The organism is Paenibacillus shirakamiensis, assembly GCF_017874255.1.
In the GTDB taxonomy this organism is placed as follows: Bacteria; Bacillota; Bacilli; order Paenibacillales; family Paenibacillaceae; genus Fontibacillus; species Fontibacillus shirakamiensis.
Genome location: NZ_JAGGLD010000001.1, coordinates 687,768 through 711,171, shown reverse-complemented (window position 1 = coordinate 711,171; position 23,404 = coordinate 687,768). Strand labels below are relative to the sequence as shown.

Below are 23,404 nucleotides of genomic sequence, written 5' to 3'. Positions count from 1 at the left end.
AGCAGCTTTTGAATACGAGTAATATCTACACCACTTTGGTAAGCATGAAAGGCAAACGACTATCTCAAGGTATGTGTTCCAACGGCTTCTTTGATGCCAACACGGCTTGCCCCTTCACTCAGCATCCGGTAAGTATGTACTCGGCTAATTGGATTCCCACCTTTGCGCCTGGCAAACAGCGCTCCTGACTTATGACCTGTTGCTTTTACATATTCCTGAATTGCTTTTTTACAGGTATCTGACAAGGGAAAATCTTTTCTTTTACCTGTCTTCTGCTCTCGAAGGCTGATCCGATCTTGATTGTTCACCTCTTCCACCTGAAGCTTGAGCAAATCAGATATTCGCAATCCTGAGTTAATGCCAAGCACAAACAACAGATAGTCTCGGATATTCTGCCCTCGCAGATACTTCTTCAAAGCATCAATCTGTTTCTTACTACGGATAGGTTCTACAAATTCCATACCAAACACCTCTTAAACTTAATGTAACTAACTATATAATAATTAAATATTGTGTTACTTTGTATAAATCGCTTTCTTTCAATAAATAAACTATTATGAGGAACTAAATCTCGATGACTAATTTTAACACCAAAATATACTCTACTATTTGCTCACAAAGAGCCGCTGCTCCTTCGTAATTGTTCATTGGGCAATTATATTGTTGCATATAGTTATTTCCAAAACATAGATCTTCATTTATACAAATCTTAATTCTTTAAATACTAGAAATAGTCCTCATAGAAAATCTTAAGATTCTTTCTAATGAGAACATGTGGAGAGAATTAATATAAATAAATTGACCCTAATATAAAAATTTTATATAATAATTGTAAATATTTGTTATTTAAGGAGGGCTTTACTTGTCTGATTGGCTCAATTCTTATGATCATTTAGAAATTGACACCTTAGTAAATATGATAAATATGGCTTATGCTTTTGAAAATTGGGAAAAAGTAATTTCTTTATCTGAGCAATTACTTAAATCTATTACTATAAATGTAACAGATGATTTTAAAACTAAAAATTATATTTTAATGGAGAAACCAATAATATATTACTTTGGATACAGTCATTTAATGAAAGGATTAGGTTTACAAAAACAAAACGCCTTAACTAGAGCTAGAGAGTGCGTGTCACAATACTCTGATCTTAGTTGGGTAAGCAACGGACAAAATAATCAATATTACATTGAACAATTTAAAATGGCGGCAAAAGCAAATTTAATTACTCTAGATCTGTTAACAGGTAACAAAGAAAGACTTCCGGAGTATTTAGATTTTTTGTTTAACAATCCAATTGAAATTTTGCCCGGTTTAATTACAATTTTAGAGGCTGCTCTTTCGAATAACTATAGTATCGAAAGTGAAATCGATCAGTTGGTTCCTTTAATGACAGGAATAAATATCGAACAATCTTTTGAAATTAGTCAATATTTGTCTATTCATTATTTGATATCGATATATTTTTGTAGAAATAAAAATTACTCTAAAGCAATAAAATATGCATTACATACTATTTCCATCTCTGATAGACTTAATAATGATATGTATTTCAAAAAATCCATATTGTTATATGAGCAAATGAAGATCTATGCAACATCTGCTCAAATCGAGGAATTTTCAACAGAACTTAAACTAATGTTTAGAGGAGAGATGGATAATGAAGAACGCTTTGATCTATGTGGTATTGTTAGGAGCTCTTAATACTATTTTACTTACAGATATCGTTTCTGTTCAACCTCCAATTATCACAACTTTAAATCATGGTGTGGGTATTAAATAGAAAGAGGCTGATTATCTTTCGATAATCAGCCTCTTTCTATTTAATATGAATTATTACAAAAGATATAAATTACTTACCCAGTGGAACCTCAATAACTTCATTATAATTCTTCAAGTAATCTATATCCTTTATTTGAAGACTTTCAGGCATAGTTGCTCCCTTGAAAAATAACAATGTTTGCGGAAGTTGATTTTTACCTTCTTCTTGTCCCGTGTTCTTTTGCTTAAATTCGGTTAAAGGTATTATGTCTGTCTGCGTTACAAGAGATATCCCATTAAACACAACTTTTTCGTCATCTGCTATGACAACCTCGACTCCTTCTGGGGTCGTGGATACTTGTTTTACTACTAGCTTCTGTCCATGCACATTGAAAATTTTCTTTGCGCTCTGCAAAGAGATATTCTGATTCACTACTTGATTTCCAACAAATGTTTTGAGTTCTAATGTCAATGTCTTTAATGGAGTGGGGAGTGCTGGAAAGGATATATTAAATTCATTTACATCATTGGATAGATGAGTGTTTGAACTTCCAGATTTAATGACTTTTCCATTTGCTTTTAACTCTATTCCTGCTAAAGTAGATATCTTATCAAAATTCTCAACCTTAAAATTACCCTTGACTACAGTAAGTGTGGGGGTAGCTGATATTGAATCAAAGGTAAATGTCCCTTTATCCAACACAAAGGTCTTATTCAAGTATTGTTCCATTACTGATCGCAAAGCTTGGTTAGGATTGTAAGGAAAAGATATATCCCACTCTTTCCGGCCACCATTCATAAGATCTTGATAGAAATGCAATGATAATTCTTTAGAGAAAGGGCTAACGCTATCAAATTGGGTTATTCCCTTTATTTCTTTTTGTCCATTATAGTAATCACTGGATTCGCCAGAAATAAATTTTGAATCTGTTAAAAATCCACTGATTCTTGTAGGTAAATAGAAGCTATTATGAATGGGGATCTTAACTCCCTTAGGATTGTGAATTGTATAATATAATGTCAATTGGTTCGCATCCGATATTACCCCATTAATAACAAGATCAATTCCATCCTCAAGTGGATACGTTTGTTCAATAGTTTGACCTAGACCTTGCTCATTTAATTGCTGAAGTGCATCACTTCCATAGTTCGTGAATCCAAGAATTTGTCTCCCATAATAAGCAAAAGCATTGTAATTATTCCCTGTAATAACGACAACTAACATGAGTACAGCTGCAATCTTCCATAGAGTTGGGATGCAAGGCACTCGTCTTGAATGTGCTCCTTGCAGAGCATGTCTTAATCTTGATTCCAATTCTTCAGGTGCCTTCATAGTGTCTATAATCTTCTTCTGTTCAGCTAATTTCTCCTCCACTTCATTCATGTTCATCCCCCCTAGCAAACAGTCTCAATTTCTTTAAGCCTTCGGACACTCTCGATTTCACCGTACCAATGGACACTTGTGTGATTGCTGCAATCGTCTGATAGTTGAGGTCATGAAGATACTTTAGTTGTATCGCCTCTTTTTGATGATCACTGATATGTAGCAGCAGTGCTTGAATATCCATATGTTGATCTCGATTAGAGTACGGATCACTTGTGCGTGTTAGAGACTCAGCAATCTCAATAGTTTCAATTGCTTGGAAGTCCTCTACAAGAACGATTCTTTTTTGTTTATGGAGTAAGCTTTTGCAGCTATTTACCAAGATCGTTTTACTCCAACTATAAAAAGCTTCCTCTGAGTGAAGTTGATGAATTTTTTCATATACTTTGACGATCATATCGTCCATCACATCCATGGCATCATGTGTATTTCCCATGTAAGTCATTGCCAACCTAAAATACACATCTTGTTCTAACATTATTAATTGAAGTAATGCTTCTTTATTCCCCCTTTTCGCTTTTTTTACTAGTCGTACTACATTCATAGTGTCACCTCTCTCTCTTATAAGAGTCTTTAGCCTCTTAAAAGGTTCATTTATGTTCCCATAAATAGGTATCCATTTTTGTTATCAATACTAACAAAGGTCAACCTTTACCATGTCAAGGTAATATTTTAATGAAAAATTTGAATCTAAAGTATAATTTGAATTGTTCAATTAAATATAAATTAAAAAACGCACGCCGATAGAATATCGACATACGCCTTTTGATATCTTTTGAGTTTTGATGAATAATCACATTCCCACTATTCATTCAGCAATTTCTTCCAGTTTATTTCTAAAAAATTCCCGTTTTTATCTAGAGGAACAACTTCTGAGATGAAGTGGTTTTTCAGTGAATTTTTGAAGCTATTTTCTGCTTCAAGGAAAATTTGCTTAGCCAATTCTCCATATTGAGCAACTAGTGTTTCAGAATGGAACATGGTGTATATCACATCATAATTTACTTGTTCTAAAAAGCTATCTTGACTTTCGATAACTACAAAAAGGTCATAAAAGCTAATTTCTTTCACGCTTTTATTTAAAGAATATCCCCCATTTTTTGAAGCTTCGGATGTAATAATCTCAGCATCTTTTAATTTTTTTGCAATTTTTTGTAGATAAGTATGCGATACTTTCATCCGATTGCTGAGTTCTATAGATTTCAAGTTCACCCCTTCTGGTAGTTCAGCTAACATAACCACAATAGCTATAGATTGTATGTATGCATTGCTCAATTTCAATGAAATCACCCCTTTTATTGACTTTATATATCTATGGATATAATATATATGTGGATATACAATATCCATGGATACTATATAACTTCAATTACTATACCACATTCAAGAGGTGAATTTGATGCATGCATTGACTCCTTAGTAGAGAGAAGTCTCTCACCTGCCCTTCATAGCAGCAGCATATAATCATCTTATTCTGGAGAAAGTAAATAATCCATGAGCTATTCCATTTAAACGCTGCGAATTTGCAAGTACATTTTATAATTATAGGAGGAAATTTCGATGTCGATTAACAATAACGAAGTACGACATGAAGTTTTTGATGCTCAAAGAAAATTGGTTGCTCATATGACATCTAAATCATGGAAAGAAGTCCCTCACGTATCTTATGTGTATGAACCTGACATTACTAATTTCTACTCCGAATACAAAAAACTCAATAAAGAAGTGAAGATCACCTTCAATACAATTATGTTGAAGACCATAGCGGAGGGCTTGGTGGCTGCACCTGAACTGAACGCACATTTGGAGTACAATGATACAACTAGAGAAGGACGGCTTATATATCACGATCATATCCACGCTTCAGTTCCTTGGCAAATGTCCAATGGATCTATGGTTCCTCTCATTATCCGCAATACGAATGAGTTGTCATTAGTCGACATCGCTCAATACACATTACGTCTGGATGAGAAAGTTAAAAATACGGATATGCTCAAACTGATTCGTTTTGTTACCGGTCAAGCATCACAAGCAGATCAACTCCAAACTTTAGAACATGCTGTTACGCTTACAAAGGAAGATATTGTTGGAGGAACCGTGACCATATCTAATATTGGCTCATTGTATAGAGAGCAAAAGGGACATTTAGTATTGCTTGATATTATACCTCCGGAGATTTTTGTCGTTGGTATAGGAGCAGTTCAGGATAAACCCGGCGTCTATGTTGATGGACAGGGTGAGCAGAAAATCGGCATAAGAAAAGTGTTATCTCTATGTCTCGCCTTTGACCATCGCGCTGTAGATTTCAGTTCACTTGTACCTTTTCTCAAAAAACTTGATGATATCTTTGCAAATCCACATATTATACATGAATGGTAGTAATACGCGTAATAATTAGCAGATTAATGATAAGCAACTAATTCCCCCATAAAATTATTATTTTTGCAACAACTAAAGGATAAGGTATTAATTCGGATTTTAATAACAATAAACAAATTTACGAGATTACCCAAAAAACCTGCTTATCATATCAAGCAGGTTTTTTGCAAATTCAACAAACTTTCCCCAAAAGTGATATTAGCTTCTTCCAGCAACTTTAGGTAGATGGGTGAAATGACTATACAGACGAAGATGAGAAGACCACTGCATTGATGGTTTGGATATATAGGTATAGGTATAGGTATAGGTATAGGTATAGGTATAGGTAAGATTAGGGTAAAATTTATCTAGCCACAAGTGCTATCATTAGCTCTCATCCATAAGCTACCTCTTCAACGGCCCCGAGCTCACAATACCATACCGATAGAGCAGCTTTCGGCCAAGCCACCCCACCAAACGGTCGGTAGAAAACCCCATGAGACCAAGGCTGATAAGACCTACAAAAATCCAATCTGTTCTGAAAAAGAGTCGGGAGTTCCAGATTAGAAAACCAACGCCTTCGTTAGCCGCAATCATTTCCGCGCCGATGATGGCCATATAGGAGGTGCCCATGGCAAGACGAATGCCTGTGAAGATGAAAGGGGTCGTTGCCGGGATGATAACATGCAGTAGAATCTGCCACTCGGAAGCTCCCATACTACGAGCCGAACGAATTTTATCCTCTTCTACAGAGAGTACTCCGGTGAACGTGTTCATCACCACAATGAATAGCGTAGCGTACATAATGAGAGCGATTTTAGACTGTTCCCCAATGCCAAACCACACTAGGAACAGGGTGATGAAGGCAATCGGCGGAATAAAACGAATAAAATTCAAAAATGGTTCCGCGAACACTCTGATGGCTGGCAAGGTCCCAATCGCTAGACCGATTGGAATAGCAAGCAGACTTCCTAACGTCCATCCTACAAATACACGATAAAAACTAATCCCAATATATTGAACCAGTGATCCATCACTTAACAGCTCCTGCGCCCCTTTCCACGTATCTATGGGTCCGGGAACGATTTCGGGTCCATAAGCGAGCGCAGCTAGTTGCCAGATCGCAAGCCCCGCGACCCATAATAGGACAAGGATTGCCCACTTTTTCCTTAACATATTCATAGGTGTCCCCCTAGCGATTCATCAAAATGGGATTGAATTTGCTGATCTAATCTAAGGAAATCGGAACTTGTAACATCTCTTGGATATGAGAACGGAACTTCATAGATATCTGTAATTTGGGAAGCTGGTCCTGCCGACATTACCGCAATCCGCTGACCTAATAGAAGCGCTTCCTGAATGTCATGGGTTACAAAAATTACTGTTTTATGGGTCTGTCTCCAAATGGTACTCAGTTCCTTTTGCATCGATCGACGGGTCATGGCATCTAGTGCTCCAAACGGCTCATCCATAAGTAGGATGGCTGGATCATTGGATAATACGCGCGCTAGTTGTACCCTTTGTTTCATCCCACCTGATAATTCTCTAGGGAATTTATCTTCGTGTCCCGCTAAATTCACCATAGCAAGGTAATGATCAGATATCTCTTGTCGTTTCTTCCTTGGGGTTCGCTTCATTTTCAATCCAAACTCCACATTCTCTCGTACCGTAAGCCATGGGAACAAAGAAGAATCAGCCTGCTGGAACACGACCGCCCGATCTTTACCGGGTCGATCTACTTCACGTCCGCCTATAGTAAGCTGACCTCCCGACTTTGCGACGAAGCCGGCGATCATATTAAGCAAAGTTGATTTTCCGCATCCACTGGGCCCCAGCAGGACTAGAAATTCTCCATCCCTGATGACTAAATCGACATCTTTAATAATGTAATGTATGTTACCAGCTTTAGGTTCTTCATAGCTTTTGTTGAGCTGATGAATGTTGATTGTATTCAGCGGGGATACCAGGGACACTGTACTCATCTCCTCTACTTCTGATAGGTAACGCGGTCAGGCAGCGCGCTTGTAACAGCATCTAGACTAATTTTAGTCTTGAGATCAAAATCTTTCTTAATAATGCCGTGCTCGACCATGTATTTCTTTTGCTTGGATAAGCTGTCTACAGACTGCTGTGTAAATCCTACTTCCCACACGTTTTTAGGCAAATCTTTTAACGTAGCTTCTTTAGGCTGTTTGACTTCCTTATACAGAAGGTCAGCTACCTCTTGAGGATGAGCTTGAATATATGCAGAAGATTCATCTATGGCTTGGATAAAACCAGAGACCGCATTGGGATGTTCTTTAATTAAGCTGTTCGGCGCTATCAGTGCTCCTCCAATTCTAACCGGGGTTTTTGACATATCCGTTAACTCGTGTACTCCGCGAATCCCTTGGAATCGGCTAGTTAAAGCAGACCCGAACACCCATACCGCATCGACTTCTCCTTTTTTCAGTGCGACATAAGACTCATCGAAAGCCCCTTGGCCCACAAGTGTCGTATTCTTGATATCCACATGATGTTCCGCTAAAAAAACATCCCACAGATAGGGTATAAACGTTCCTCTTAGCGAGCTAAGCTTTTTGCCTTGCAGATCTTCCGGCTTCTGGATCTCATCTCTGACATAGAGCTTCCACTCTGAAGCATTGAGATCCGTATTCGAACCTGTAGCCGCAATGATGGAGTAATCTCCTTTACTCGCCGCATTCAGTACTGGAAAATCTGCACCATATGCGATATCCGTCTGCTTAATAAAGAGGGAATTGATTCCCTCAGCAGGGGTGCCAAACGTGACAATCTGAGCATCGATGCCATGCTTGGCGAACAATCCTTGATGGATGGCTACTCGAAAGACCGGGTTAGAGGAAATATCGGCTATTTTAATCGGAATCGCTCCTGCTTTGGCATCCGCCACTTTTCCAGTAGAATTCCCGCATGCAGCGAGCATAGAAGATAGGACAAATAATACGGTAAGAAGAATAAATAAGGACTTACGTTCAGCTTTTAACATGGTCTTAACCCCTTTATCATTGAAATTATTGAGGATGGAAAAGAAGTCTATTTCGCCTCGCTTGGCCTCTCATCACTGCGAGCAACACACAGCGCTCCTTCTTCGAACGTCACTGTTCCTTCAATCGTCACAATGGAGTCCGAGCCTTTAGCCGCTGCACCCGGTACACGAAATTCTGCTACATTCAGGGCTGCGATCTCTTCTTCAACCGGCTTCTCTAATTGCGGAATCCACTCATACGGCACGCGGTAAGCACGGTAGACCATGTTGGACTTACGTTTGTTTTTGTACGGAGAAATATATTCCCACACCAGTTCATGCGCCTTCGTCACTTCAAATACACGTCCGTCCGCTCCTTCTGTTATCAAGGTGTTGCCATTGGGCAATCGCTGAGCAGAACTAATATAAGGACTATAGAATCGATAGGAGTCAAGTGGAGCTTGGAATCCAGCTTCGGTTGGCGTATACTGCCACGCAATCTCTAGCGTAACGGGATTGATTTCTAAAATTCGGGAGTGATCGCGTAAAGCGTTCTTTTGTCCATAAGGAGAAGACGGGTTAGGCTGACCATATCCACCCCATCCCCCATTATCGAACACCAACAGATTTCCTTCTCCAGGCAAGCCTTTGGGAATAATGTGAGCATGATGTTGACCGATAATCCAGCCTAAGTGCTTCACCTCAGGAAGAGAGTAATCCGGCCCGAGCTTCCAGACGATCTTGCCCGTTTTCTTATCCGTAATCGCGATGATATTCGACTCTCGCGCATCCCAGATAATGTTGTCCGGATGGAACCGCTCATCTCCAGCATCATGGAACTTGTTAGGCCCTACAGCCGAAATGGAGTTAATATGCATCCAATCTCCGCCCGTGTCGTTGCCAAAGTGTCGGCCATTCGGGTCACGGAACAAGACATTTTTGGCACTCTCATCAAAGCCTAGTTCATCAAAATGATCACTAACTGCCCATTCCCAGACGATATTCCCCGCATAATCCACTTCAATTATTGTGTCATCCAACAGCACCTTATCGGAAATCTCCGGTTTGTGAACGTTCTTGTGTGCTAGAATCAACGTGTTTCCGCCGTCTGTTCTAGGTTCTTGATCCGGGGCATAATAGCCTACGGGATTCCCCTCGCGCTGAAAATCATGATGAGCTCTAGCCATCCACTGCGCTTCGTGTCCCGGATCTTCGATATACTCATATTTATCAAATTTCCAGACGATGTTACCCTCCCAGTCCACCTGCACCAGATTGGCTTCATCTTGGAATCCATATTTCGGATCTCGCTCCGCCGTGCTCCCAAACACAAATCCTCCGGGTAAAATTTTGTTCGGAAATCCACGCAATCCCTTCCACAAATGAACTTCCTTGCCGCTCATATCAATTAATAATGCTCCAAGCTCTGCTGCTTGAAAAATGGTATACCCGCTCCATGCTTTCTCTGGTAGATACACCGTAGTTCCCGTTGGATAAATTGTAGGATGTCCCATGACATTCACTCCTCAATAAGTTTTGTGTACTAATTAATAACTTAGGAAATTTCGATGTTCGTGTAGCTCAGATTGCGACGTAGGCTTAGCCTCTTCTTGTTTCTTCGCATTGTCTTCGGCTAAGGATAATAAAGTTGATGAAAAATGTTCTAATTGCTGGATTAGACGCTGGTATAGATGCTTCTGCTCCTCAAGCTCCTCTGCGGAGAAGCCCTCGAACAGAAGCGTGATACAGCGGATTCCAATGTTACGATTACGCTCCATCATGGCTTTGCCTTCTTGCGTAATATCTAAAAGAACACTTCTACGATCTTCCGGCAAACGTCTGCGGACGGCGAAACCTTTAGCTTCTAACTTATCGCACAGCGCTGTGATGGCTCCGGAAGTAAAATCTAATTGCTCAGCTAACATACTTAACTTCTGCTCGCCATCGCGAAGAATTTTACTTAAGATCAATAGACCTGGAAGTGCAATTCCTTCCACCGTCACCTTATCTCGTTCCTTCACGAATTTCCGAACGGTTGCGCGAAACAATGAATCGATCTCTTCAAGTAATAACCACTCGTTCGATGTAGTCATAAGCTCCTTTCCTAGTCCAAAAGAAGACAAAAAAGACCTCAGAATCGTTCTACTTGTGAACGCATCTGGGCCTTTGGCTGTCCAATCGGCATATGTAATTAGTTTAGTGTTCATTTAATGAGTGTTAAATAATTTAATAAACTTATATTAATCTTATAATTCATATCAGTCAAGTGGGTATTAATAAAAATTTGAAATTTTATTATATATGCTTATATTTCCTATCATCAAAATATCAAACTCAAAACAAATAAAGTATCATATTAAAAAGCCCCCCTAATATAAGGGAGCTTCTTTAGTGAACAATTTAATTAATCCATAATATCTTCAATGGTTGAACCTAAAGTTCCTGCTTACTCTCCATTTACCACATAATCGCTTCCACTCCATTGAAGAATATATTTCCCCTCAGGTATGCCCTTTTCATAACCTTCATTATAATCTCTCCAATCCAATGTACTATTCCCTTGGATCTTCTTAGAGAAATAGATTTGACCGGAATCTCTATGAGTTAAGCTCACACTCACGGGGTGACTACTATAATTTTTCATTAAAATTTTAAACTGTTGGATGCCTTTATTAACATTAAATTCCTTATGAACAACAGAACCTCCCTTAACGATTTCACCGATGTTGGGATTGTAACTTTTAAGGTTAGACTTTGCTTGAGATGTTGTGATAATAGTTGGCTTAATTTTAGTTGTTGCTACAATATCAGGTGCTGCATTTTTATTATTGTTTGGTAAATTACATGCAACGATTGTTGTCAATGAGGCGACCCATAAGACTATCATAAAAACACTGTTTTTCTTCATCAAGAACCTCCATTTTGAATATCTATGGTTTAGTAACATGAATCCTTCCGATGAATCCAATTCCTAGATCGTACTCCTTGCCTTGCATCTGCGGATCTATAGACCATGCTTTAGCTAGTTGAATTACACTTTCTTCATTAGGTAAGAGTGGATCATCGACATCTAATTCTGTATACAACAATCCATGATGAATCTCTTCGGGTGTCAGCTTTCCTTCGTTAAGTAATGTTTCTCCAGCCTCTCCTACAAAACAATATGCTCTCTTAATCTGACCCTCCACAGCTTTTATCCATGCATGATATTCCACTACTCGATGTGTACCAAAATAAAATGCTTGACCATATTTTTCACTTAAGCGCTTCGTTGTTTCTATGGGATTATGTTTACTATCAACACTTATATCAGGCATTCGTGAATTTACGATCATTATCCAACCTTTTATGGCAGGAGAGAGAAAATAATACCCTTGATTTGCCGCTTTAATTCCTGTCTCCCAGTTCGAAAGCTGTACCTCCTCAAGTTTGAGAAATTCTATAACATCTATAACATCGGTCGTACTAATTGCATACCATTGATTATTGTATCCAAAACCAATAGGGAAATCAGGAACATCGCTCACTGTTAAAACCTCGTTGTTCTTCAGTAGACTAGGGTGTATTTCAATGGACGCTGTATTCAAGGAGTCACTATGTCGTTTGCTAGTCCATAGAATTAGTATGAAAACTAACAAAAGTAGTACTATTAATAAACATGTGAGTAAGGGGGAAGTTCAACATATTTATACCGCCATTTCTCTTATCATTGCGAAATTGTTCATAATTAGGTCTTATGATATAGAATAATGATTGTTGGCTCTACCATAGTCCTCATATCTTTGATTTTATAACTTATACCCCGCATAAATGCATGCAACTATGCACAAATGCTAGCGCTAAAACAGTTAACTGGAATAAATAGCTTTGACTCTATCGTTCACTCCCTATTAGCATTTATTCATACTTGATAATTCAATTTACAATTTACATATGCGTATTAATTGACGCTTATTTTTTTCTTATTTGTTATCCATTCCTTGAATGTATTATTCTCCTCTTCACTCATTCTGTTTTTTCTAAGTATAGCTACCTCTTTTATATATTTTTTGTTGAAATCTATGTAATAAGTATTTTTTGACGATTGTACTCTAGTAATCAAATTCCAGTCATACACTTGATCTTCACTTTGATTATTATAATTAAAAATTATATGATCTTCAGTAAATGTGATGTTACAACTATTACTTTTTAAAACTTGATATTGAATAATTCCTGAAAGCATGATTACAAAGCCTATTAATATTAAAAAAGACACTAAATACAATGTGAAAACCAACATATCATTACTAAAATTATATATCTGGTCAACTCCAAGATATATGAGAAGAATTGCTAATATATATTTAAATATACTTTTTCGCATAACATTTCTTAACTTAGCTTCTAAGATAAATTGAAGTGTAAACTTAAAGCTTTTCGTAATTTGATTTTTCATTTTTAACCCTCTCTATGCTGTTATTTGTCCACTACATATGAATTGGTCGGACACATCTTACGCATATCTCTTTAACTTTTCTTCGTATATTTCATAATTCTCTTCATCAAAGCAGACGAATTGAACATGCAGCATCGATTTATTTCTTCTTATAAAATCTATTACGGATTGGATTGCTATATTAGCTGCTTCAACCTTAGGGTAGCTGTAAATTCCAGTACTAATATTCGGAATGGAAATACTTCTTATATGATTATTTTGTGCTAGTTTCATACAATTCATATAACAATCTTTTAGTTTCTCAGCTTCATTGTTCTTGCCACCTTTCCACACGGGCCCAACTGTATGAATCACATATTTTGCTTTCAAGTTTCCTCCTGTTGTAATTACAGCCTCACCCACAGGACAATTTCCTTGTTTATTTCTAATTTTAATACATTCATCCAGTATTGCCTTTCCTCCAACACGATGAATAGCTCCATCCACTCCCCCACCACCAAGCAAACTTGTATTTGCAGCATTGACTATACAATCTAATTGAGACTTCGTAATATTTCCTTTAATAACTTCAATAATCGTTTGGTTTATCTTTTTGTCCATGACTACACCTCTTTAATTTTAATTCTCACATTTAGATTACAGGTCATATTGCCTATTAACCGCTTCGATTCCATTTTAATAACTTATAACTTAGAAAGAGTCGATTATCTGCCTGACTCATTTCCTGGAAAGTACTTCTGGCAGACCAAGGGTATATTTTCAAATCTTAACTTCACTCGTTACAGACAGTTTGGGAAAAGCCTTATATTTAGAAATATTAAATAATAATCATTATTCTCTAATGTCTTGCCATCCATATCATTTATGAGCATTGGAAAAAATAATTCTGGTTTCCCATTATTTTAGAATGTGCGACTCTTCGTTTCTAATTATTCGTGTCTAGAGACATTTCGCATAACGCTTATTCATTTTTAACTTTCATGTGACTTAAAACGTTACTTTCGGATCGCTAGACTATTCAGTTGAACTTGCAGCTGGATTCCACTCATAAAATTGACGATCATATGAAAATATCGGAGTAAGTCTTCCCTCATGATTTTACTGAGAACATAATATGACTAAGGGTCTTACACGGTCATCCTTCACACAGAGTTTGGAGATCTGTAGCTAAAATCAGTTCTTCATTACGATTTCTTATTCACTAATTACATTTACGAGCTTAAGAGATGAATAACACTTTATGTAGTAGATCATATTTTGTAAGTATAACTTTCAATTTCCCCTTAAAAATTTTCAAAAGCTTATTTTAGACAATGTAATTGATCTAATTTAACCCCGATCATATCCATAACGTATCAAAAATTATCTTCGCCAATTCAGTCTCTGTTGTTAAATCAGTAATGTTTTTAGTGTTAATTGTCCTGATTAAAGTTTCTTCTATTTTCAAAAGAGTATTTCTCTCTTAATGTATTATTCATTTATATATTCCCCATCTTTTCCTATATAAAGCTGCATATTGATATCTTACTGGCCCATTGTGCATGATACTAAAATCTATTTTATAATCCTCTTTAGCGATGTCTATCATTTTGTTTTTCCATATTTCCATATTCCCTGTTCTACTTGCTACTAAAGGAGCGAAGTGTAGTAGTTTCTTCTTTTGTTCTTTTGTTTTCACATACTTATCATTTTCAATTATTTTCTCATCTTTAATCATATTAACGAAATCATCTGGATTTCTATCATGTTTAAATTTATCACAAGGACGACAAGCTGAAACGATATTGCCTGGCACCTGCAATTTTGGGATAAAATGCTCAAATACTATTTGATCGATTGGAACTAAACTCAGATTTGCCATGCAATAATAATAAGAAAACAATCCTTGATTTAGACTGTCTCGAAATCTGATATCTGTTAAATTGGCAGCTATCCAATAGTTATATTTAGAGTTCCCAATATCTTTTCTTTTTGAGTTACTCTCTGCCTTTTTCAGTTGATATCTAAATTCCTCAGGACTAGCTATGCAGATTGCAACAATAAAATCACAAATATAATCCGGATATATAGATTTCAATTCCATAATTTTTTCAATCATATCAAACCTCTTCTACTGATTTCTTTTATTTATTATTAAGATATACGTATTGAAATTGGTCTCTGAAATTTTCTCTGTTCCTCTAGAGAATGACAGGCTTTTCTATTCTGAAGGAACATTGTGATCTAAAAAAACTCAATATTATGTATCTATTCAGCATGTCATCTCTACATGATGATAGCTCCAACTGGTATTATAACCCATAATTATAAATCTGGCCCTTCTATCTTTCATATGATTACGTATTTCTTCATTGATTCCTACTAAAATTGATTCCTCGTTGAAAGGGTTATTTGTTTTAATAAATATTTTACTACTCAGCTATAAAGCATTAAAGGTCCTTTACATAGCTAGTTTAACAGGAATTCTCTCCCTTATTATTCCTTAGTTTTGGTGCAATCTTCTAATTTTGAGGCAATAAATAGTGTGAAAATACTTGCCCATTTACCTTCAACATAGGATAATTATAAAAATATAAATTAAATGTAGGTGAAATTTAGAACATGCAATTGTTCATATAAAGGAGGAAACGACATGTCTACGGAACAACAAAAGCATACAAATCTTGACGAGGCTACACAATATGTTCACGAAGTCTATGAGACTGTTACAACAAGAAATCCTGGAGAGCACGAATTCCACCAAGCGGTCAAAGAAATTTTAGATTCCTTGGTTCCTGTACTCGCTAAGCATCCAAAGTATCGTAACAACAGCATTCTTGAAAGAATCGTAGAGCCCGAAAGATTGATTAGTTTTCGCGTTCCATGGACGGATGACCATGGCAAAGTACAGGTGAATCGCGGCTTCCGTGTGCAATTTAACAGTGCGATCGGTCCTTATAAAGGCGGTCTTCGTTTCCATCCCTCTGTTAATGCCAGCATTATTAAATTTTTAGGCTTCGAACAAATCTTCAAAAACTCATTAACAGGGCAGCCCATCGGCGGAGGTAAAGGCGGTTCCGATTTCGATCCGAAAGGTAAATCGGATCATGAAGTTATGAAATTCACCCAAAGCTTCATGACTGAACTTTCCAAATACATCGGGCCTGACACCGATGTTCCTGCGGGAGATATTGGCGTAGGTGCACGGGAAATTGGCTATATGTTCGGACAATACAAACGTCTGCGTGGCGGTAATGAACCAGGCATCCTTACAGGCAAAGGCCTAAATTACGGGGGTAGCTTGGCTCGTACGGAGGCAACCGGCTATGGTCTCGTGTACTTTACACAAGAAATGCTTGCTTCGAGAGACGAAACATTTGAAGGAAAAACCGTAGTAGTCTCTGGGTCTGGAAATGTATCCATCTATGCCATTCAGAAGGCACAAGAGTTAGGCGCAAAAGTAGTAGCCGCAAGTGACTCTAACGGCTATATCTATGACCGCAACGGCATTCATCTTGAAACTTTGCAAAGATTAAAAGAAGTAGAACGCAAAAGAATCAAAGAATATGTTAACGAGCATCCCGGCGCTGAGTATTATGAGGATTGTAGTGGTATTTGGACCATTCCTTGTGATATTGCCCTGCCTTGTGCAACGCAGAATGAAATTGATGAAGAAGCGGCCAAACTCTTGGTTGCGAATGGAGTGAAATACGTCGCTGAAGGAGCTAACATGCCTTCTACACTCGAAGCCATTGAGGTCTACCTTGGAAATGATGTCTATTTTGGGCCTGCAAAAGCAGCAAATGCTGGTGGCGTAGCCGTATCCGCGTTAGAAATGGCTCAAAATAGTGCTAGACTAGCTTGGTCTTTTGAGAAAGTCGATGCTAAGTTACATGTAATTATGAAGAATATTTACAACAACAGTGTAAAGGCTGCTGAAGAATACGGCCACCCTGGTAACCTCTTAGTTGGTTCTAACATCGCTGGCTTCATTAAGGTTGCTGACACAATGATTGCTCATGGTGTGGTGTAAGCTTTTCTTCACAACTCAAAATCTAAATATTTAAGCTAAATATATGAGGGTTACTGTTCAAATCAGAATATTCTGATCTTGAGCGGCAGCCCTTTTTATATATGCACGTTCTTTTGTTCTTTATTGGATAATAATAATAGTTCATTTAACTTAGTAGCTTAAGACTAAAATATTTTTTAGAATATTTTCTCATTTTACTCAGATACTACAATTAAAAAGGAGGCTTGATCATGTCAAAGGAAAGTGTAGTAAAAGAGTTGAATGAATTTCTAAAGGGTCAGTATATGGGAATTCATTCGTACGAACACTTTATAGAAAAATTAGAAGATCCGAGGATTAAGAAAGAGTTTCAAAATATTCAACAGGATCATAAACGTCATGCACAACTTATTGCTGAGCGAATTCAGAACTTAGGTGGTGTTCCTGTTGATGATGAGGGATGGATTGGTTCTGTTCAAGGGTTTTTCAGCAGCTTAACTGCTCCCCATACAACGAAGGAAATTATTCAAGTGGTTGCCGAAGGTGAGGATAAATACGGCATACATCGGTCTGCGGAAATGGTTAAAGGAGATCTTGACCCGGAGAGTCTTCAGTTGATTCAACATATTTTGGATCACGACAAGAAACATATCGATCTTCTCAAAAGTCTGGAATCTAGTGTATAACAACCCTTTACTACACTCAATATTAGCATTTGTTTCATAAGGAATATACAAACTGTGGTAAGACTATGGAATTCTTGGCTAGAAAACTACCTAAATGAAGCGATGTCAACATTTTAATGTAAACAAAAAGGTTCATGGATAAAAGTCCTCCTAACGGAAGGGCTTTTTCCTATTTCTCTATTTACAATTCTAAATAATTAATACCTTAACTCCATTACTCACCGAAATTGTCTACAAAAAACGCTTTCTACATTAGAATTAATTTCAGACTTAACTTTGCGACTTTCTATATTTACCAGCCTTTCGTCATGCGTGCCCACATTCCATCGCGATTACTTGTTATGTAAATTACTTTATATTATGATTGCATGTCTTTGAGTTCATACTCCCTTATAAACACCTCCATCATAGACCCTTCTATCTCTGTCCAAACCAAACAAAGAGACATTTCAATTCCACTGCTATCGTCTTTGGATTTTATAATCAGAATATGGATGAACAGCTCTTTGATATACCCTTCAGATTACTCTGCCTCTGATACAAATCATGAAGAAGTTCAAATTCATTTCTATGGACATACATTACTTTCATTACTGTAATAATAAATGCGTATGAAATTAAAGTTTTACATTTATTAGCACTTTATCATTATGATGAATTTCTTATCATCTTTAACTAACAAATGGCTTTCATAATCAAAAGTGAACTTACCTTAAGGAGGGAATTAATAATATGAATCACCGTTTTCTAAAGTTTGCAGCCGTGGCTATTGTACTTGGGGGAATCCTCCCAACCCTGCCTGCAAGAGCAGCTACCGTACCTAGTGATGCTGTAGTGCAGTTGAAATTTGAAGGCAACACGACGGATACTTCGAGCAGCAGCACCCCTGTGACGGTAACAGGCAGCCCCACTTATGTAGCGGGAAAATCAGGACAGGCCATTCAATTTAGTCAAGCAGGGCAATACTTGGATCTCGGGAAAACGGCTGCCACTACATTTGGGGGCACAACGGATTACTCCGTCTCTTTCTGGTTACAAGCCGATAGCCCCGTTAGTGGAGATGCGGTGGTTATTGGGAACAAGAACTGGGCTAGTGGAGCTAATCCAGGCTGGGTTATCGCGCTGCAAGCCAATGGATCTATCAAGTGGAATTATACACCCGCTGGCCAATCCCGCTCGGATGCTTATATCCCAGGAGCTGCCGATGGAGGATGGCACTTGGTTACAGTAACTCAAGATCGGGATGGTAATGCGAATCTTTATAAAGACGGGACACTTGCTGCAAGTGCGTCCATTGCAACCAAAACGGGCACGATTGATACCTCGTTCAGCACTCGTATTGCTCAAGATAGCACAGGAACTTACAGTTCACCACTGAAAGCCAAGTTAGATGAATTACAAATTTACAAGCGTGTCCTTACTTCTGATGAAGTTCTGGCTCAATACAATGCGATTCCTCAGCCTCCGAGTGGTTCTAAGCGCAAAGTACTTGTAATTGGCATCGATGGAACACGTCCCGATGCTATACAAGCCGCGGATGCACCAAATATTGATGCTCTCGCTGCCGGGGGAGCATATAGCTGGAATGCACAAGCGAATACGAATTACACATGGAGTGCGACAGGTTGGTCCACTATGCATACTGGCGTATGGTATACCAAGCATGGTGTAAAAGACAACACTTGGGCAGGGAGTCAGTTCGGAACGTATCCTTCGTTAATGAAGCGTGCGGAACAATACAAACCTACACTCAACACCGCGTCTATTGTGAATTGGGCACCGATTAATACGAATCTAGTAGATGGCATTGACCAGGAGATTAATGCAGCTTCCGATGCAGATGTGACTTCATCTACAGTTAACCTTATCAAAAATGGTAATCCCGATTTCACTTTTATAGATTTCGATGGTGTAGATGAAGCAGGTCATTCGTATGGATTTAGCCCGATCATTTCCCAATATAAGAATGCTATTCATACTGTAGATGGTCAGATCGGTACGATTCTAAGTGCGATCAAGAGCCGCAGTACTTACAACCAAGAAGAATGGCTCATTTTATTATCCACAGACCATGGAGGCAAACTTACAGGTCACGGTGGAAACAGTGCCGAAGAACGGACCATCTTCTATATTGCGAACGGTCCTGGAACTACGAAAGGCCAATTGACGGGAACCGTCAATCAAGCTGACGTTATGGTAACTGCACTGAACTACCTAGGCGTTCCGATTAGTTCCGCTTGGAACCTCGATGGAAAATCTGTAGGATTGTCTCAGTAATCTGAATTACTGAACAGTATAGTGAAATGAATCAAAGCATGATTGCCCTAGCCATAGGAGTAATCATGCTTTGAATTATTTTCATATATTTTATTTCATATAGAACTTACATTTACAGCCTGTATTACAGCTTAATTGTATCTTCGCTAATCGGCCTTGATGGAAGCTGGGTTCTATCGAACCTTGTCTTCCCTATTCTGCTTTCTACAAAAACAGCCAAAGGAATCATCATGAGCCACATCGTAGGATAAAAGTAGCGCTCCATCGTTATAAAAGGGAGATAGACGGCTATAAAATAAGTAAGCACTCCAAAGAATGCAAGAAAGGCAAGCTTGCGCTGACGTACCATCGTCCAAAGACCTGCGATCGAAGCAATCAAATATACCCCATGCTGAAGTACCACGAGCCATATAGGAATGCCAAGTACCGGGGCCCAGTAGAACGGAATAATGATTAAGCGTAACAATTTGCCAAAAACAATCCATAACCCGAAAATAATCGGATGATTTAAGAATTGATATTTGAAAATCATCATAGCTAGCTCTTTCTGCTGAGCCTCGCTACCATGGCGATATGATTCATATATCTGTGCATGATCGCGTATAAAGTCGCTCGGTTCATGTTCATTAATCAGCATCCCCAATAAGAAAGGATTTGCTGAGGAATTGGTGAGCGGAATGAATTCGTGAAAGACCTGTGCATTTCGAATCCACCATGGACTTAAGCAGATGACAACTGTTACTCCAAGAATGAGTGCATGACGACACATTATTTTGAAAGGAACCCTTCGGATGAGCCACATCAGTCCGATAGTTAAAGGAAGCAGTGCTGCAGTAGGTCTGAAATAAATGGCCGCGGCCAGAGCCAGCCCTACATATACGTAGTCACGCTTCCACTGACGAGCCTCAGCCACAACTAGAGAATAGGTGAATAAGAGCATTGTAAATGTGAAGCACGTCTCGGTTAGCACTAAATTACCTACATAATATATAGGCATATACGCTGCAATTAGGATAAGACTGATTCTTGCAATGCGCTGATTATACAGTTGCCTCGCAATAAAATAGACCATAGCTACGGAGCAAGATGTGAGCAGAGCCTGAAAAACACGATAAGCTTGAACTCCCGTATCTCCAGTTCCGAACAATTTCATAATTCCGGCTAACAACACGGGCAATCCTGGCATAATAAAGGCTGTAAGTGTCGAAGTGGGATTATAGTATATCAATCTACCTGTCTCCAGCAATTGTTGTCCACTACGTATATATCTGACATCGTCGTTATCTAATTTATCTAAGGTTCCTAACAACAAGCTATTCTGATGTATCCATGCGATCAGCACCCCGACAATAAATACCCCTAAGCATACCCTAATGACCCATTTATCTCTTCTTATATTCATGTACCTCTCTCTTTCAAGCAGATTAACTAGCAAACTCCTCTCCCATCTTAAACATTATGAAATTAAAAAGACACCCATAATTTACGATTTCAAATCTTTCCCTGCTGCATTTACTTCCGATGTGCAGAGAATTTCAATTGTATGATTCTATATACCTAGATTAATTTCATATGTTACAATGAAGTACATTGTCAAAATATAGGAGGGATTTTCGTGAAATGTAAGCGTTGTGGTCGAGCTGTGTCGAAAGAGAGTAATATATGTCCCTTTTGTGAGGGTACTGAATTTTATAATACTGATAGCCAAGCAGATAAAGGTTCTTCTGACTCCACTTCACTCCCAAAGTTACAGTGGGCGGGTTGCCTAGGCTTCATCGGTGTAATTATCATCTTTATCATTGTAGCCGTCTCCTGCCGAAGTTCCTTAGATCGTACCAAAAAACCAACACCTAAACCTCAAAAACCTTCCTCCACATCTTTTATTACTTCCCCAGAAACGTTTTATCCAGGTGTATAGCTTCTAAGAACATACCTTCTAAGAACACAACTTCCAAAAACATGTCAAAAAAAGAATAGGACCCCTTCATCCCATTCTTATTTGTTCTAGATTCATACCTATACTATTTTATACGAAGGCTAACTTACTGCTACTATCGAACAATCAATCGACGCTTTTGATGATCGGGATCTTGTTCCACATGCGTGTCTCTATGAAAAATAAGGGTAAAGCGTTCATCCTTTGTATACGCGGGCCACTTCAGCTCATGGCTTTCGGGTGTTCCCTTATGGGCAAAAGCAACCCATGCTTGCTGCATCTGCATGGCGATTTGCTTCATGTCATCTGAGATATTCGTCCCTGGAACTTTGAACACCTCCAGATTATCGAATACAAACGCTATCTCTGCCGCATGAACAGCTTGATGGAAGAACGGGTGATGCGGCTCTGTCCAGTCGAATCGATACATCCATACGGGGGCGACCAAAGACTGTTTCTCCGCGAATAGAACCGCATTACGCCAGAACACAAAATCCGTCACGATCTGGGCTTGTCCTGCAGCGGTACTTGGATATGCAGACAAGATCTGCTTTCCATGTTGAAGACCTGTAATCATCTCGAAACTTTGAATAAGTGGTGTAAGATCTACAGGTTCAGCTCCCCCAGGGAAGAAGAGCGCACCTTCATCCTTGTTCGTGCCTATAAGTAAGGGAATTCCCTCTGCGGAGCCATCTTCAATAGCTTGTAATGGATCTTTAGGGAGTATCTCCCCATCCACAACGGGCTGGAACAAGAGAACGGTGTGATTGCCAAACCTGCTCCGAATGATCTCTCCCACTTTAAGAATATGTTCTGTAGGTACATTCTCAAGTTCGTGCAAGGTAGCGGGCGATATACCCAATTCTTGTAAAAATGCACCCGCAATCAATGTAGCCTGCTTAGTCGGCAGTACTTGTGCAGCCCCGCTTTGCATAATCGCTTGTTGGAATAGCCCTTTTGCCCTAGGCATAGCAAGTAACGCTGCGATACTCATACTGCCTGCCGATTCTCCGAACACGGTGATGCGCTCTGAATCGCCACCAAAGGCTTCAATATTATCCTTAACCCACTCTAATGCAGCGATTTGATCGAGCAATCCCACATTGGGTGAATACTGTGAACTCAATTCATTCATAAAGAGGAAACCGAATGGCCCTAGTCGATAATTTAAAGTAACGACAATTACATGGCCTTGTGCTGCAAGATGTGTACCTTCATAAAAGGAACTACTACCCGACCCTGTTACAAAAGCCCCTCCATGAATCCAGACCATAACTGGAAGCTTATCCTGAATGTTATCCGGTCTCCAGATATTCAGATAAAGGCAATCTTCGGATTGTGGAATCGTTCTTTGTTCAAAACGCTGATTAAGACCATCTAGGGGTTGAGGACATTCCGCGCTAAATTCAAAGGCCTCAAGTACGCCATCCCATGCATCTGGGGATACGGGTGCTTGAAATCTAAGCTTGCCAACAGGAGGCTTAGCATACGGAACCCCTCTCCAAATATGCACTCCATCTTCGGATTGACCTTCAACTTTTCCATAGAGCGTACTTACAATTAAGTTATCCATGAACTATCATCCT

At 38.7% G+C, this 23,404-nt stretch carries 22 protein-coding genes; 6 read left to right on the top strand and 16 right to left on the bottom strand.

Going from position 1 to position 23,404, the window contains the following annotated elements:
• Positions 1–59 precede the first annotated feature (59 nt).
• A complete protein-coding gene (locus J2Z69_RS03355; RefSeq protein WP_245338932.1) occupies positions 60–461 on the bottom strand; it encodes a tyrosine-type recombinase/integrase in 402 nt (133 codons plus the stop codon).
• A 401-nt stretch (positions 462–862) separates the two neighbouring features.
• Here J2Z69_RS03355 and J2Z69_RS03350 point away from each other — a divergent pair, with 401 nt between their 5' ends.
• The gene (locus tag J2Z69_RS03350; RefSeq protein ID WP_209859113.1) at positions 863–1,705 is read left to right on the top strand and encodes a hypothetical protein; all 843 of its coding nucleotides are present in this window, start codon (positions 863–865) and stop codon (positions 1,703–1,705) included.
• A gap of 148 nt (positions 1,706–1,853) precedes the next feature.
• On the opposite strand, the gene J2Z69_RS03345 is transcribed toward J2Z69_RS03350, so the two are convergent.
• From J2Z69_RS03345 to J2Z69_RS03335, 3 genes are all read right to left on the bottom strand, one after another.
• Entirely contained in the window at positions 1,854–3,146 is a 1,293-nt protein-coding gene (locus J2Z69_RS03345) for a DUF4179 domain-containing protein (protein ID WP_209859112.1), read from the bottom strand.
• On the bottom strand, positions 3,139–3,690 hold the full coding sequence (locus J2Z69_RS03340) for a sigma-70 family RNA polymerase sigma factor (RefSeq protein ID WP_209859111.1): 552 nt from the start codon (positions 3,688–3,690) through the stop codon (positions 3,139–3,141). The genes J2Z69_RS03345 and J2Z69_RS03340 overlap by 8 nt, the downstream gene beginning before the upstream one ends.
• A gap of 260 nt (positions 3,691–3,950) precedes the next feature.
• Positions 3,951–4,427 carry an RrF2 family transcriptional regulator gene (locus J2Z69_RS03335; RefSeq protein WP_209859110.1) on the bottom strand — a complete coding sequence of 159 codons (477 nt, stop codon included), beginning with the start codon at positions 4,425–4,427 and terminating at the stop codon, positions 3,951–3,953.
• A 279-nt stretch (positions 4,428–4,706) separates the two neighbouring features.
• Between J2Z69_RS03335 and J2Z69_RS03330 the strand changes: the two genes are divergently transcribed.
• The gene (locus tag J2Z69_RS03330) at positions 4,707–5,525 is read left to right on the top strand and encodes a 2-oxo acid dehydrogenase subunit E2 (protein ID WP_209859109.1); all 819 of its coding nucleotides are present in this window, start codon (positions 4,707–4,709) and stop codon (positions 5,523–5,525) included.
• 384 nt (positions 5,526–5,909) lie between these two features.
• On the opposite strand, the gene J2Z69_RS03325 is transcribed toward J2Z69_RS03330, so the two are convergent.
• The 10 genes from J2Z69_RS03325 to J2Z69_RS03280 all read right to left on the bottom strand — a co-directional run bounded on the left by J2Z69_RS03325 (position 5,910) and on the right by J2Z69_RS03280 (position 15,026).
• On the bottom strand, positions 5,910–6,686 hold the full coding sequence (locus J2Z69_RS03325; protein ID WP_209859108.1) for an ABC transporter permease: 777 nt from the start codon (positions 6,684–6,686) through the stop codon (positions 5,910–5,912).
• Positions 6,683–7,486 carry an ABC transporter ATP-binding protein gene (locus tag J2Z69_RS03320; RefSeq protein ID WP_209859107.1) on the bottom strand — a complete coding sequence of 268 codons (804 nt, stop codon included), beginning with the start codon at positions 7,484–7,486 and terminating at the stop codon, positions 6,683–6,685. Before J2Z69_RS03320 ends, J2Z69_RS03325 begins: the two co-directional genes overlap by 4 nt.
• A gap of 5 nt (positions 7,487–7,491) precedes the next feature.
• The gene (locus J2Z69_RS03315) at positions 7,492–8,511 is read right to left on the bottom strand and encodes an ABC transporter substrate-binding protein (protein ID WP_209859106.1); all 1,020 of its coding nucleotides are present in this window, start codon (positions 8,509–8,511) and stop codon (positions 7,492–7,494) included.
• A gap of 47 nt (positions 8,512–8,558) precedes the next feature.
• On the bottom strand, positions 8,559–10,004 hold the full coding sequence (locus J2Z69_RS03310; RefSeq protein ID WP_209859105.1) for an aryl-sulfate sulfotransferase: 1,446 nt from the start codon (positions 10,002–10,004) through the stop codon (positions 8,559–8,561).
• Positions 10,005–10,037: 33 nt separating this feature from the next.
• Entirely contained in the window at positions 10,038–10,697 is a 660-nt protein-coding gene (locus J2Z69_RS03305) for a MarR family winged helix-turn-helix transcriptional regulator (protein ID WP_245338931.1), read from the bottom strand.
• 239 nt (positions 10,698–10,936) lie between these two features.
• Positions 10,937–11,398 (bottom strand): hypothetical protein, encoded by a 462-nt coding sequence (locus J2Z69_RS03300; RefSeq protein ID WP_209859103.1) that lies wholly within the window; start codon positions 11,396–11,398, stop codon positions 10,937–10,939.
• Between the two features lie 22 nt (positions 11,399–11,420).
• Positions 11,421–12,017: a hypothetical protein gene (locus J2Z69_RS03295; RefSeq protein ID WP_209859102.1), complete on the bottom strand. Its 597-nt coding sequence runs from the start codon at positions 12,015–12,017 to the stop codon at positions 11,421–11,423.
• Between the two features lie 413 nt (positions 12,018–12,430).
• The gene (locus J2Z69_RS03290; protein WP_209859101.1) at positions 12,431–12,928 is read right to left on the bottom strand and encodes a hypothetical protein; all 498 of its coding nucleotides are present in this window, start codon (positions 12,926–12,928) and stop codon (positions 12,431–12,433) included.
• A gap of 57 nt (positions 12,929–12,985) precedes the next feature.
• Positions 12,986–13,528 (bottom strand): O-acetyl-ADP-ribose deacetylase, encoded by a 543-nt coding sequence (locus tag J2Z69_RS03285; RefSeq protein WP_209859100.1) that lies wholly within the window; start codon positions 13,526–13,528, stop codon positions 12,986–12,988.
• A gap of 874 nt (positions 13,529–14,402) precedes the next feature.
• Entirely contained in the window at positions 14,403–15,026 is a 624-nt protein-coding gene (locus J2Z69_RS03280) for a hypothetical protein (protein ID WP_209859099.1), read from the bottom strand.
• 534 nt (positions 15,027–15,560) lie between these two features.
• On the opposite strand from J2Z69_RS03280, the gene gdhA reads away from it, so the two are divergent.
• The 3 genes from gdhA to J2Z69_RS19095 all read left to right on the top strand — a co-directional run bounded on the left by gdhA (position 15,561) and on the right by J2Z69_RS19095 (position 19,882).
• Complete coding sequence (gdhA, locus tag J2Z69_RS03275; RefSeq protein WP_209859098.1) at positions 15,561–16,940, top strand: NADP-specific glutamate dehydrogenase; 1,380 nt, start codon at positions 15,561–15,563, stop codon at positions 16,938–16,940.
• Between the two features lie 230 nt (positions 16,941–17,170).
• Positions 17,171–17,605, top strand: coding sequence for a ferritin-like domain-containing protein (locus J2Z69_RS03270; protein WP_209859097.1), 435 nt, complete (start codon positions 17,171–17,173; stop codon positions 17,603–17,605).
• Between the two features lie 732 nt (positions 17,606–18,337).
• Complete coding sequence (locus J2Z69_RS19095; RefSeq protein ID WP_245338930.1) at positions 18,338–19,882, top strand: alkaline phosphatase family protein; 1,545 nt, start codon at positions 18,338–18,340, stop codon at positions 19,880–19,882.
• A gap of 124 nt (positions 19,883–20,006) precedes the next feature.
• On the opposite strand, the gene J2Z69_RS03260 is transcribed toward J2Z69_RS19095, so the two are convergent.
• The gene (locus J2Z69_RS03260; protein ID WP_209859096.1) at positions 20,007–21,284 is read right to left on the bottom strand and encodes an ArnT family glycosyltransferase; all 1,278 of its coding nucleotides are present in this window, start codon (positions 21,282–21,284) and stop codon (positions 20,007–20,009) included.
• Between the two features lie 213 nt (positions 21,285–21,497).
• On the opposite strand from J2Z69_RS03260, the gene J2Z69_RS03255 reads away from it, so the two are divergent.
• Positions 21,498–21,800, top strand: a complete 303-nt coding sequence (locus tag J2Z69_RS03255; RefSeq protein ID WP_209859095.1) for a hypothetical protein — start codon at positions 21,498–21,500, stop codon at positions 21,798–21,800.
• A 133-nt stretch (positions 21,801–21,933) separates the two neighbouring features.
• Here J2Z69_RS03255 and J2Z69_RS03250 read toward each other — a convergent pair whose 3' ends face one another.
• Positions 21,934–23,391, bottom strand: a complete 1,458-nt coding sequence (locus J2Z69_RS03250; protein ID WP_209859094.1) for a carboxylesterase/lipase family protein — start codon at positions 23,389–23,391, stop codon at positions 21,934–21,936.
• Positions 23,392–23,404 lie beyond the last annotated feature (13 nt).